The organism is Streptomyces sp. LMG1-1-1.1 (genome assembly GCF_040815545.1).
In the GTDB taxonomy this organism is placed as follows: domain Bacteria; phylum Actinomycetota; class Actinomycetes; order Streptomycetales; family Streptomycetaceae; genus Streptomyces.
This window is the reverse complement of sequence record NZ_JBFPNH010000019.1, coordinates 88,635-100,766: the sequence shown is the minus strand read 5'-3', so window position 1 is coordinate 100,766 and position 12,132 is coordinate 88,635. Positions and strand designations below refer to the sequence as shown.

The window sequence follows — 12,132 nt, the reverse complement described above, 5'->3', positions numbered from 1 at the left end:
CCACGCGGGGGGATACGGCGGAGGGCCGGGGCTTCGACAAGCCCCGGCCCTCCGCCGTTCCCCCGGTCCCGCGCCCCCGATGCAGACCCGCAGACCTACAGACCCCTGCGGGGTCCGGGCGGCAGGGCCGCCGGCGTGGGTCCGGGGGAGTACGGCTGCGGATGCTGCGCCGACCATGCCGCCGGGTACGCCGACGTGTGCCGGTGACCCTGCCCGTAGCCGCCCGTGCCGAAGGCCCGGAAGACCAGCTCCTCCTCGCCGCTGCGGTCGCCCGGCAGCGTGCGGAACGACCTGCGGAATTCCGAGTACAGGGCGTCGTAGATCGGCGTGGGCGACGAACCGCCCGCCGTGACGTCCTGCGCGGGGCGCATCGCCGGGATCTGACTCGGATACGGCTGGAGGAAGGGGTCGTATGCGTGCACGTACGTGCCAACGACCCCGCCGCCCGTCGGATGCGGGCGGCTCTCCGAAAGAGGCGCCCGCCGGGGGCGCGGCACGGTCGGGCCCCCGCGTCCCGCCGGTCCGGCGCCCGCCGGACCGTTCGGTGTGCCGGGGACCCGCGCCCGCTCTATGGCCGGCCGGCCGTCCTCCATCAGGTGCCGGCCAGCGGCATCGCGGCGGCCACTAGGCGGCCGTTCGCGGCCGCCTTCTCCAGGGCGTCGCGCAGCAGGTCCTCGCGGGGCTGCTGGCCGATCGAGCCGACGGGGGCGGCGAAGACCAGGACCGTGTGCGACTTGTTGGCGGCCGCCCGCCAGCCGTCGGTGACCTGGAGCGGCTGGTGGGCCTGCCACCAGGCCGCCTGCCCGGCGCCGCCGGGTCCCGGCTGGAGCACGGAGTGCAGCTGGCCCATGGCGACCAGGACCGACCAGCCCGGCAGCACCGCGGGCTTCTCGTGGAGGTCCATGACCTGCTGGAAGCCCTGGTCGGCCAGGAGCGGCAGGAACTCGTCGGTGAGGCCGTCCGACCCGGGACGGGCCACCGGCGCGGTCGGCTCCACGACCAGCGCCGGGTGCAGCTCTCCGTCGATCAGGACGAGACCGCTGGTGACGCCGAGCACGGCCTGCTCGGGGTGGGCGGCGGTCAGCGCGTCGGCGGTGTCCGAGGCCGTGATGGAGGCGACGGCACCCTGGAGCTGCTCCTCGGCGACCCGGACGACCTGCGACGGAATGCAGCTGGCGTGGGCGAACGCGAGGACCGCGGTCTCGTCGCCGACGAACAGCACCGTGCTGGTGCGCTCCTGCTCGGAGTCGCCCGGCGTGCGGCAGGAGGTGCAGTCGTAGCTGCCCGGGGCGTTGTCGCCGGCGAGCAGCCGGTCCGCTTCTTCGTCGCCGATCTCGGCGCGTACGTCCTCGCTGACGTCGAGCATGCGCGGCACGGGGGGCTCCCTGGACTCGGTACTGGGGGACGCCGGGCCGTTCCCGGGCGTCTCATGACGAGTTCAACGGGTCAGGCTCGGCCGGGGTCACGCGCGGAAGCGGGGCAACTTGCCACCGGCGCGTGCGCGACGGCCGTCGCGGGTCCGGTGACTCCGACCGGGTGGGGTGTGAACAGTGTTCCGCGCGGCACGGGCCGGGGGTGCCGGGCGGCTGCCTAGCCTGCCCCGATGTCGAAGATCCGATTTTGGACGGCCGGTTCCCTCGTGGCGGCGTCCGCGGCCGCGCTCCTGACGCTGGCCCCGGCACCCGCCCGGGCCCGGGACGCGGCCGACGCGGTCGGGGGCCGGTCCGGCGCGGTCGCGGCCGGGCCGGGCGTGCTCCGGGACGTGCCCGACGCCGCCGGGAACGTACCCGAGGGGCTCCGGGACGTGCCCGACGCGGCCAGGGACGTGCACGAGGCGGCCCGGGAGGCGTCCGCCGCGCTCCTCAAGGCGTCGGAGGCGCTCCGGGGTGCCGCGTCGTTGCCCTCGTACGCCTGCGCCAGGGACCAGTGGCCGTGGGGGTGCGTCGCCGAGTGCGAGTCCAGCGGGCGCTGGAACGTCAACACCGGCAACGGCTTCTACGGCGGCCTCCAGTTCTGGCAGCCGACCTGGGTGGAACACGGCGGGATGCGGTACGCCCGCCGCGCCGACCTGGCGACCCGGCCGCATCAGATCGCCGTCGCGGAGGAGGTGCTCCGCACCCAGGGGTGGGGTGCCTGGCCCGTCTGCTCCAAGCGGTACGGGCTGAGCGGGCGCGTCCACACCGTGCAGGTCGGCGACACGCTCGGCACGATCGCCCGCCGGTTCGCGATCAAGGGCGGCTGGCAGGCGCTGTACGCGGCGAACCGGAGCCTGATCGGGCCGGATCCGAACCGGATCGTCGTCGGCACCATGCTGCGGATCGCACCGCTCTGACCCTCCCGGGCGCCGTCAGGCCGACTCGGCCGGCTCCCCGCTCCACACCAGGGAGCCGCGCCGCAGCTCGTGGACCACCGTGCCCGGCGGGAGGCCGTCCGGTACCCGCTGCTCGGCCAGGACCACGGCCGCGCCGTCCCGTACGGCGCGCGCCGCGAGCAGCCGGTACGTACGGGCCGCGATCGGCCGGGCCAGGCCGAGGGACGGCTCGTCGACCAGCACCACGCGCGCGGGTGCGAGCAGGGCGCGGGAGAGCGCCAGCATCCGGCGTTCCCCTCCCGAGAGGGTGCCGGCGGTGCGGGACAGCAGGGGAAGGAGTTCGGGGTACGGGGCGGGGCCCGGGGAGCCGGAGCGGCCGGGTGCGGTCAGCGCGAGGTTGTCGGCGACCGTGAGCCCCTCGTACACCGCTCGCAGGTCCGGTACGAGGCACAGCCCGCGGCGGGCCCGCTCGTGCGCCGAGAGCCGTGTCACGTCGACGCCCTGCCAGAGCACCCGGCCGGCGGAGAGCCGCACCGTGCCGGCGAGGGCGCGCAGCGCGGTCGTGCGGCCGGCGCCGTTGCGCCCCAGGAGCACGGTCACCGTCCCGGCCGGCACGGGCAGGTCCAGTCCGTGGAGGGCTTCGAGGGGCCCGTAGCGGACGCGGGCGGCGCGCAGCGCGATCTCGACGCTCACGACAGGATCCGGCCCCCTTCCATGGTGTGCACCGTGTGGGCGATGCCCCGGACGAGGTCCGGGTCGTGTTCGACGACCAGGACCGTCAGCCCGTCCGCGGCGAGTGCGGCCAGGATCCGGGCGAGGGCGGCCGTCTCGGCGGCGTCGAGTCCGGCGGCCGGTTCGTCGAGGAGCAGCGTGTGCGGCTGCCCCGCGAGCGCGCGGGCCAGTTCCACCCGGCGCAGGGTCCCGGTGGGCAGGTCCGCCGCCGCCCGGTGCCGTACGGGCCCGGCGAGCCCGGCCAGCCGCAGGCTCCGCTCCACCGCCGCCGGGCCCCCGCGCACATGCCCCCGCTCCTCGCCGAGACGGACGTTCTCCTCCACGGTCAGCGACGGGAAGACGGCCAGCCGCTGGAACGTCCGGGCGACGCCGAGACGCGTCCTCGTGTGGGCGGAGCGGGCCGTGATGTCCGTGCCGTCGAGGGTGATCCGGCCCTCACGGGGCCGGAGGGTCCCGGCGAGGCAGTCGAAGAGGGTGCTCTTGCCGGCGCCGTTGGGGCCGACCAGCGCGGTCACGCGCCCGGGGGCGAGGTCGAGGCTGACCCGGGAGAGCGCGGTGGTCCCTCCGGGGTAGGTCAGGGTGAGGCCGTGCGCGCGGAGTCGCGGCGCGGGTGCGGGGCCTGCGGCGGCGGGCCGAGTGCGGGGCGGCCGAGTGCCGGCCTGTGGGGAGCCGGCTGGTCGAGTGCCGGCTGGTCGCGTGCCGACCTGGGGAGTCACGCCCGGGGGAGTACCGGCTCGGGGAGTCCCGGCCAGGGCAGTCACGGCCGGCGGAGTCCCGGCCGCGGGGGCCCGTGGTCGGTGACGCGGTGCCGGGCCGGACGGGAGCAGGGTCGTCAGCGGGGGGATGCGGCCCGTCAGGGTCGCGAGCAGGCCGATGAAGGCGGCGGCGACGCCGGCGTGGGGGCCGGCGTCGAGGGTGACGAGGAGCGCGGCGGCGGCGAGGGGCGTGAGGAGGCTGTCGGCGCCGAGGGCGAGGACGGCGGCGAACCACAGGAGGCCGCGGACGGGGTCGTACGCCTCCGGGTCGAAGGCGCGCAGGCCCATGCCGAGGAGGCCGCCGCCGAGCGCGGCGAGCGCGGAGCCCAGGACGAAGGCGAGGAGCTTGAGGCCGGGCACGGGGACGCCCGCCGCCTCCGCGCCCGGCTCGTGGTCCCGGAGGGCGGCGAGGGCGCGGCCCGTGCGGCCCCGGCGCAGGGCGGCCACCAGGACCAGGCAGCAGGCGAGGACGACCAGCTCGACGGCGTAGAAGGCGCGGTCGTCGGAGAGGCCCGCGGGGCGGCCGAGGGAGAGGCCCGCCGTCGCGTACGGCTGGGTGAGGACGAAGCGGCTGACGGCCACCCCGACGGCGAGGGTCGCGAGCGCCAGGGCGAGGCCGTGTCGCCGGATCGCCGGCCGGCCGGTGACCAGGCCCACCACGGCCACCATCGGCACCGCGAGACCCAGGGCGGCCAGGGCCGGGACCCCGCCGGTCGCGAGCAGGGCCGTGAACAGGGCGCCGAGGCCCGCGTACGCCGCCTGGCCGAGGGCGATCTGGCCGCCCCGGCCGGCCACCACGACGAGGGACAGCAGGATCACCGCGAGGGCGGGGACCTGGACGGCCGTCTGCAGGTCGGAGCCGGCGAAGCCGAGGGGGAGGAGGAACAGGACGCCCACCACGAGCCACAGGCCGCCCGGCACGCGCGCCCCGGGCACCGGGGGCGGCAGCGCGTCCCGGCCCTTGCCGCCGATGCCCGGCAGGACGAGCGCCGCCACCAGGAGCGCCACCACGAACAGGTTCGCGCCGACGGCCTGCACGAGCGGTCCGGCCCAGCCCTCCGGGTGCAGCCGGGTCAGCTGGGCCTGGGCGACGCCGATCGCGAGGGCCGCCGCCACCGCGACGGGCAGCGACCGCATCCGGGCGATCACCGCGACCGCGATCACCTCGATGACGAGCAGCGGCATCCCGTACGGGTCGAGCCGTACGTAGGGGGCGAGGAGCACGCCGGTGAGTCCGGCCGTGAACGAGCCGAAGGCCCACCCGGCCGCCGCGACCCGGTCGGCGTCGATCCCCGAGAGGACCGCGAGGGGCCGGTTGTCGACGACCGCCCGCAGCTCACGGCCGAAGGCGGTCCACCGGGTCACCGCTCCCACCAGGCAGGCGAGCGCCACCGCCGCCCCGAGCTGGGCCCACGGGTCGTCGCCGAGCAGCACCGGGGCGTCGTCGCGGGCGCCGGGGCCCCACAGCAGCACCGCCGTGCCCACGAGGAGGACGAAGACGCCGATGGCGGCGACCAGGGTCCGGGCCGGGTTGGAGCCGAGGAGGGCGAGCGGACGGAACACCCCGCGGTCCAGGACGAGTCCGATCCCGGGGGCGATCACGAGGAGGGTGACCAGCGCTCCGAGGGGCAGCGGCCAGCCCCATTCGACCACCAGCTGCCGCAGGACGTACGCGCAGATCATGGCCACGGCGCCGTGCGCGAGGTTGAGCACCCCCGTCGCCCGGTGGGTGACGACGAGGCCGATGCCGGTGAGCGCGGCGGCGCTGCCGACCGCGAGGCCGGCGAGCGTCAGCTCGTACGTCAGGGAGGCCACGGTTCACACACCGGACAGGGGGCGAGTTCCGCGGCCCCCGTCTCCGTCGCCTCCGCCCGGCCCGCCACCAGGGGGCAGTCCGGGCGGTGCGCGAGGGTCCCGCCGGGCACCCGGAGCGGCGGACCGTCCGAGGAGGGCGGGGGAGGTTCCTCCGGGTCGGGCGGGACGGGTTCCCCGGGGCGTACGGGGAGCAGCGCCGCCGTCGCGGCGAGGACCGCGCCCGCCACGATCAGGGCCGCCCCCGGGACCGTGCACGAGGCCAGGTAGGGCAGCTGCCGTTCGGCGAACCGTTCGCCGGAGATCCCGTACCAGCCGAGGACGCACAGGACCGCGCCGGCGGCGGCCGCCGTGAGGCCGCTCCACAGCAGGATCCGGGATGTCGGCACGGGGGCCTCCCTCGTCTCGCGCCATGCCCCGAGTGGTCCGCCTTTTCCTTGCACTATGCCCCGATCCGTCCCACTCTGGAAGCATCAGTCCTGCGGTGCGGAGCGACACCCGGTGGTGAGCCAGATGGTTCTCGTGCGACGCGGTGGACGCCCTCGTCTCGCGGCCCTCGCGGCCGTCGGCGTACTGGTGCTCACTCCCGCCGTCGCGAGCTGCTCCGACAGCGGGGACGGCGGGTACGACGGGGGGACGTCGTCCGCGCCGTCCTCGGCGGCCGTCGGACCCGACGATCCGGTCGCCGCCAAGGCGGAGGTCACCAGGAACTGGACGGCGTTCTTCGACCCGAAGACCCCCGTGGCCGAGAAGGTGCGGCTCCTGGAGAACGGGGAGCAGATGCGGCCGGTGCTCGCCGCCTTCGCCGGCGACAAGAACGCGGCCATGACCTCGGCGAAGGTCACCGGCGTCGCGTTCACCTCCGCCGCCGACGCGAACGTCACCTACGACCTGCTGGTCGGCGGGAACCCCGCCCTGTCCGGCTCCCAGGGCACCTCGGTCCTCCAGGACGGCACCTGGAAGGTCTCCGTGAAGACCCTGTGCGGCCTGGTCGAGCTGAGCGGTGTCACCGTTCCGGGCTGCTGAGGCGGTCGCGGCGCTGCTCCTGGCCGCGCTGCTCGCGTTCCTGGCGGGGTGCGGCAGCCGGCTCCCTGAGCGCGCCTTCGAGACGCGGCCCACCGCCACCCCCTCCGGCGGTGAGCCGCTCCGCGTCGGGATCATCACGAGCGCCACCAGCCCCGTCGGCGGCGAGGCGTTCACCGGCCCGCGCGACGGAGCCCGCGCCTACTTCGACGCCCTGAACGCGCGCGGCGGCCTCGACGGGCGCCGGATCGAGGTCGAGACCTGCGACGACGGCGGCAGCGGCGTCGGCGACAACGCGTGCGTGCACCGGCTGCTCGACGAGCGCCGGGTCTTCGCCCTCGTCGCCACCACCGCCCTGGACTACGCGGGTGCGCCGCTCGTCGCCCGGGCCGGCGTCCCCGACATCGGCGGCCAGCCCCTGACACCCGCGTACGACACGTATCCGCACCTCTACGGGATCTACGGCAGCTCCGCCCCGCGCACCGGCGGGAAACCGGGCTGGGACGGGACGCTGTACGGCGGCACCGAGGTCTACCGCTGGTTCGAGAAGGAGAAGGGCGCCAGGACCGCCGCCGTCGTCTCGTACAACCAGGCCGCGTCCACCGCGTACGCCCGGCTGATCGCGGACGGGCTGCGCGCCGAGGGCTACCGGGTCGTCGACGAGCAGGTGGACTTCGCCCTGCCCAACTTCCGCGCGGTCGCCGCCGATCTGCGGGACCGGCGCGTCGACGTCCTCTTCGACGCGATGGACACCCACGGCAACGTGCGGCTCTGCGAGGCGATGGAGACGCTCGGGGTACGGGTCGCCGCCAAGGTCACCAACGTGCAGAACTGGTCCTCGACCGTCCCCCGCGACTACGCCCGCGCCCCCGGCTGCCGCAACGCCCTGTGGGTGACGGGCGCCAGCCGCAACTACGAGGACACCGGCCACCCCGCCGTCCGGGAGTTCCGTGCGGCCATGGGGCGACGGCCGCTCTCCCAGTGGCAGTTGGAGGGCTGGGCGGCGGCCATGTGGTTCACCGACGCGGCCCGCTCCTGCCTCGCCGGAGGCGGCCTCACGCGCGCGTGCGTCGAGGAGTTCGTCAACCGCCCGGAGCCGTACACGGCGCGGGGACTGCTGCTCCCCGTCCGCTTCGAGCACCTGGAGCGGCCGCCGGCCACCCGCGACACCTGCCTGTCCGTGGCCCGTTGGGTGGACGGCCGGGGCTGGGTGAGCCAGGGCGAGATGACGCGGAACTGCGCGAGCGTGCCCCAGCTCGGCTACCGCCCGTGAGAACCCGCCTTCCCGCACCGGCAGTACAGTCACGGGCGACCGAACGAAACGACTGACCGGGGGGAACCGGCAGCGCGATGCGTATTTCCTTTCTGCTTCACAACGGCTATCACTACGGCGGCACGATCCGGACCACGTTCACGCTCGCCGAGCAACTGGCGGCGCGCCACGACGTGGAGATCGTCTCGGTGTTCCGCCACCGCGACCGTCCGCTCCTGGGCCTGCCCTCGGGGGTGACGTTGCGTCACCTCGTCGACCTGCGCAAGGACAGCCCCGGATACGACGGCGACCACCCCGACTTCCAGCGCCCCGCCGTGGTCTTCCCGCGCGGCGACGGGCGCTGGAAGCAGTACAGCGCGTTGACCGACGCGCGGATCGGGGAGCACCTGGGCGGGGTCGAGGCGGACGTCCTCGTCGCCACCCGGCCGGGGCTCAACGTGCACCTCGCCCGCCAGGCCCGGCGGGGGCCGGTCCTCGTCGGGCAGGAGCACCTGATCCTGGACGGCCACACCTACCGGCTGCGCCGGGACATCGCCCACGAGTACGCGCTCCTCGACGCCGTCACGACCGTCACCGAGGCCGACGCCCGCGCCTACCGGAAGCTGGGCCTGCCCGGCGTACGCGTCGAGTCCGTGCCCAACAGCGTGCCCGTGTCCACGGTTCCGCCCGCCGACCCCGCGGCGAGGACCGTCGTCGCGGCCGGCCGGCTGACCCGCGTCAAGCGGTACGACCTGCTGATCGACGCCTTCGCCGAGGTGGCGGCCGACCATCCCGACTGGAAGCTGCGGATCTACGGCACCGGCGACGCCGTCCAGGACCTCAAGGGCCCGCTGGCCCGCCGGATCGAGGAGCGGGGCCTCGGCGGACAGGCCTTCCTCATGGGGTCGGTGACCCCGATGGAACCGGAGTGGGCCAAGGGCTCGATCGCCGCGGTGACCTCGCAGCGGGAGTCCTTCGGCATGACGATCGTGGAGGCGATGCGCTGCGGCCTCCCGGTGGTCTCCACCGACTGCCCGCACGGGCCCCGAGAGATCATCGAGGACGGGGTCGACGGGCGCCTGGTGCCGGTCGACGACGTCGCCGCGTTCGCGCGGGCGCTGCGCGGTCTCGTCGAGGACGACGAACTGCGGGCCAAGACCGCGCGGGCCGCGCTCGCCGCCTCCGAGCGCTTCGACCCGGGCCGGATCGCGGCCCGGCACGAGGCGCTCTGGACGGAGCTCGTCGCCCGGGGCGCGAGCCGGCGCGCCCACTCCGCGGGGCGGGTGGCGGTCCATCGTGCGGTGGGCCGGATCGTCGACGGCGTGTACGCGCAGAAGGCGAGGGCGGGGCGGATCGTGCGCCGCTTCCGCTGACGCGGACGGCCGCCCCCGGGGGCCGTGCATCGCGGACCGTAACTGTCCGCGAGGGCTGGCAGACTCGGCACCATGTTGGAGACCTCCGCACGACTGCTGCGTCTGCTCTCGTTGCTCCAGGCCCACCGGGAGTGGTCGGGACCCGATCTCGCCGAGCGGCTCGGGGTGACCTCGCGCACCGTCCGGCGGGACGTCGACCGGCTGCGGGAGCTCGGCTACCCGGTGCACGCCAGCCCCGGCACCGGCGGCGGCTACCAGCTCGGGGCCGGGGCCGAACTGCCGCCGCTGCTCCTCGACGACGAGGAGGCGGTGGCGGTCGCGGTCGGTCTGCGCGCCGCCGCGGGGCAGGGCGTCGAGGGCATCGGCGAGAGCTCCGTACGAGCCCTGGCCAAGCTGGAGCAGGTCCTGCCGGGCCGGCTGCGGCGCCGGATCTCGGCGCTCAACGCCTTCACGGTGCCGATGATGCGCACCCCGAGGGAGCGGGTCGACCCGGCGGTCCTCACCGAGCTGGCCAACGCCTGCCGGGACAGCGAGCGGCTCCGCTTCGCCTACCGCGACCACGGCGGCTCGGCCACCCGGAGGAACGTCGAACCGCACCGCCTGGTGTGCACGGAGCGGCGCTGGTACCTGGTCGCCTGGGACGTGGACCGGGACGACTGGCGTACGTTCCGGGTCGACCGGATCGAGCCGACACCGCCGCACGGCCCCCGCTTCCCGCCCCGCGAGCCGCCGGCCGAGGACCTGGCCGCCTACGTCTCGAAGGGCGTGTCGAGCACCGCGTACGCGGCGGAGGCCACGGTCCGGCTGTTCGTGCCGCTCACCGAGGCCGTCTCGGTCGTCGGCCCGATGGACGGCACCCTGGAGGCCGAGGGCGAAGGGAGCTGCCTGCTGCGGACGGGGGCGCACAACCTGGACGTGATGGTGGTCCACGTGTCGATGATGGGCCTCGACTTCGAGGTGGTCGAGCCGCCGGAGCTCACGGACCGGGTCCGCGCGCTCAGGGACCGGTTGGCCCGTGCTCTGGACCGGACGGAGCGCGGGTCGGCGGGGGGGTGAGCCGCATCCGCTCGTATTCGGCGAACTCCGGGTGGTGCAGGTCGAAGGCGGGCGCCTCGGAGCGGATCCGCGGCACGGCGTCGAAGTTGTGCCGCGGCGGCGGGCACGAGGTCGCCCACTCCAGGGAGCGGCCGTAGCCCCAGGGGTCGTCGACGTCGACCTTCGCGCCGTACCGCCAGGTCCGCCAGACGTTGTAGAGGAACGGCAGGGTGGAGGCGCCGAGGAGGAAGGCGCCGACCGTCGACAGGGTGTTGAGGGCGGTGAAGCCGTCCGCGGCGAGGTAGTCGGCGTACCGCCGGGGCATGCCCTCCGCGCCGAGCCAGTGCTGCACCAGGAACGTCAGGTGGAAGCCGGTGAACAGGGTCCAGAAGTGGATCTTCCCGAGCCGCTCGTCGAGCATCCGGCCGGTGAACTTCGGCCACCAGAAGGAGAAGCCGGCGAAGGTCGCGAAGACCACCGTGCCGAAGACCGTGTAGTGGAAGTGCGCGACGACGAAGTACGAGTCGGTGACGGCGAAGTCCATCGGCGGCGAGGCGAGGATCACCCCGGTCAGGCCGCCGAAGAGGAACGAGACCAGGAAGCCGACGGACCACAGCATGGGGGTCTCGAAGGAGAGCGAGCCCCGCAGCATCGTTCCGGTCCAGTTGAAGAACTTCACGCCGGTCGGCACCGCGATGAGGAACGAGAGCATGGAGAAGAACGGCAGCAGCACCGCGCCGGTGGCGAACATGTGGTGGGCCCAGACCACGACCGAGAGGCCGGTGATCGCCATGGTGGCGGCGACCAGGGTCGTGTAGCCGAAGATCGGCTTGCGGGAGAAGACGGGGATGATCTCGCTGATGATCCCGAAGAACGGCAGCGCGATGATGTAGACCTCGGGATGGCCGAAGAACCAGAAGAGGTGCTGCCACAGCAGTGCCCCGCCGTTCTCGGGCTGGAAGACCACGGAGCCGAGGCGCCGGTCGGCCTCCAGGACGAGCAGGGCCGCCGCGAGCACGGGGAACGCGACGATCACCAGGACGGCGGTGAAGAGGACGTTCCAGGTGAAGATCGGCATCCGGAACATGGTCATGCCCGGTGCCCGCATCCCGACGATGGTCGCGAGGAAGTTGACCGAGGTCAGGATGGTGCCGAAACCGGAGAGCGCCAGGCCCGTGATCCACAGGTCGACGCCGGTGCCGGGGGAGCGTTCGAGGCTGTTGAGCGGGGCGTACGCGGTCCAGCCGAAGGCGGCCGGGCCGGTCGGCGTGAGCAGTGAGCCGACCACCATGAGGCCGCCGAAGAGGAACAGCCAGTACGAGAACATGTTCAGCCGCGGGAAGGCCACGTCGGGCGCCCCGATCTGGAGCGGCACGAGTTCGTTGGCGAAGCCGGCGAACGTGGGCGTGGCGAAGAGCAGCAGCATGATCGTGCCGTGCAGGGTGAACGCCTGGTTGAACTCCTGGTTCGATACGAACTGGAGTCCCGGCCGGGCGAGCTCGGCCCGCATCAGCATCGCCATGAGCCCGGCAAGCAGGAAGAAGAGGAACGCGGTGGCCAGATAGAGGTGGCCGATTTTCTTGTGGTCGGTCGTGGTGACCCAGTCGATCAGGATGCGGCCGTGTCGCTGCCGGGCCGATTCGGCGGTCGCGGTCACTGTCCCGTTGCCCATCGCTGCCTCCGGCTCGCCGTCCTCCCGGCTCCGCGTCTCCGGGCGTTCGGTCAGCGTAAGCATTCTGTAAGGGAACAGTGGGCGGCTCGCGTGCGCGTCGCCGCCGCAATTCGGCGCGGGAACGCGGGAACGGGAAATTGCGTATGCCCGATCGGCCGCTTCCGGCG

Annotated in this window: 11 protein-coding genes; 5 read left to right on the top strand and 6 right to left on the bottom strand. The window is 74.5% G+C overall.

Annotated features, from left to right (window positions below; translation table 11 throughout):
• Positions 1-95: 95 nt before the first annotated feature.
• Positions 96-422 (bottom strand): hypothetical protein, encoded by a 327-nt coding sequence (locus tag MRBLMG1_RS09890; RefSeq protein ID WP_367822804.1) that lies wholly within the window; start codon positions 420-422, stop codon positions 96-98.
• Between the two features lie 170 nt (positions 423-592).
• A complete protein-coding gene (locus MRBLMG1_RS09885; protein WP_367822802.1) occupies positions 593-1,375 on the bottom strand; it encodes a hypothetical protein in 783 nt (260 codons plus the stop codon).
• A 228-nt stretch (positions 1,376-1,603) separates the two neighbouring features.
• Here MRBLMG1_RS09885 and MRBLMG1_RS09880 point away from each other — a divergent pair, with 228 nt between their 5' ends.
• Entirely contained in the window at positions 1,604-2,332 is a 729-nt protein-coding gene (locus MRBLMG1_RS09880) for a transglycosylase family protein (protein WP_367822801.1), read from the top strand.
• Positions 2,333-2,347: 15 nt separating this feature from the next.
• Here MRBLMG1_RS09880 and MRBLMG1_RS09875 read toward each other — a convergent pair whose 3' ends face one another.
• Genes MRBLMG1_RS09875 through MRBLMG1_RS09865 form a run of 3 tightly spaced genes read right to left on the bottom strand, consistent with a single transcriptional unit; the run spans position 2,348 to position 5,999 of the window.
• Entirely contained in the window at positions 2,348-3,004 is a 657-nt protein-coding gene (locus MRBLMG1_RS09875) for an ATP-binding cassette domain-containing protein (RefSeq protein ID WP_367822799.1), read from the bottom strand.
• The gene (locus MRBLMG1_RS09870) at positions 3,001-5,613 is read right to left on the bottom strand and encodes an ABC transporter permease subunit (protein ID WP_367822797.1); all 2,613 of its coding nucleotides are present in this window, start codon (positions 5,611-5,613) and stop codon (positions 3,001-3,003) included. The genes MRBLMG1_RS09875 and MRBLMG1_RS09870 overlap by 4 nt, the downstream gene beginning before the upstream one ends.
• Positions 5,601-5,999 carry a hypothetical protein gene (locus MRBLMG1_RS09865; protein WP_367822795.1) on the bottom strand — a complete coding sequence of 133 codons (399 nt, stop codon included), beginning with the start codon at positions 5,997-5,999 and terminating at the stop codon, positions 5,601-5,603. The genes MRBLMG1_RS09870 and MRBLMG1_RS09865 overlap by 13 nt, the downstream gene beginning before the upstream one ends.
• Before the next feature lie 124 nt (positions 6,000-6,123).
• On the opposite strand from MRBLMG1_RS09865, the gene MRBLMG1_RS09860 reads away from it, so the two are divergent.
• The 4 genes from MRBLMG1_RS09860 (at position 6,124) to MRBLMG1_RS09845 (ending at position 10,314) form a co-directional block, all read left to right on the top strand.
• A complete protein-coding gene (locus MRBLMG1_RS09860; RefSeq protein ID WP_367822793.1) occupies positions 6,124-6,636 on the top strand; it encodes a hypothetical protein in 513 nt (170 codons plus the stop codon).
• Complete coding sequence (locus MRBLMG1_RS09855; protein WP_367822791.1) at positions 6,614-7,906, top strand: ABC transporter substrate-binding protein; 1,293 nt, start codon at positions 6,614-6,616, stop codon at positions 7,904-7,906. Before MRBLMG1_RS09860 ends, MRBLMG1_RS09855 begins: the two co-directional genes overlap by 23 nt.
• Before the next feature lie 77 nt (positions 7,907-7,983).
• The gene (locus tag MRBLMG1_RS09850; RefSeq protein ID WP_367822789.1) at positions 7,984-9,258 is read left to right on the top strand and encodes a glycosyltransferase; all 1,275 of its coding nucleotides are present in this window, start codon (positions 7,984-7,986) and stop codon (positions 9,256-9,258) included.
• A gap of 72 nt (positions 9,259-9,330) precedes the next feature.
• On the top strand, positions 9,331-10,314 hold the full coding sequence (locus MRBLMG1_RS09845; RefSeq protein WP_367822787.1) for a helix-turn-helix transcriptional regulator: 984 nt from the start codon (positions 9,331-9,333) through the stop codon (positions 10,312-10,314).
• On the opposite strand, the gene ctaD is transcribed toward MRBLMG1_RS09845, so the two are convergent.
• Positions 10,256-11,965: a cytochrome c oxidase subunit I gene (gene ctaD, locus MRBLMG1_RS09840; RefSeq protein WP_367822869.1), complete on the bottom strand. Its 1,710-nt coding sequence runs from the start codon at positions 11,963-11,965 to the stop codon at positions 10,256-10,258. The genes MRBLMG1_RS09845 and ctaD overlap by 59 nt on opposite strands.
• Positions 11,966-12,132: the final 167 nt, after the last annotated feature.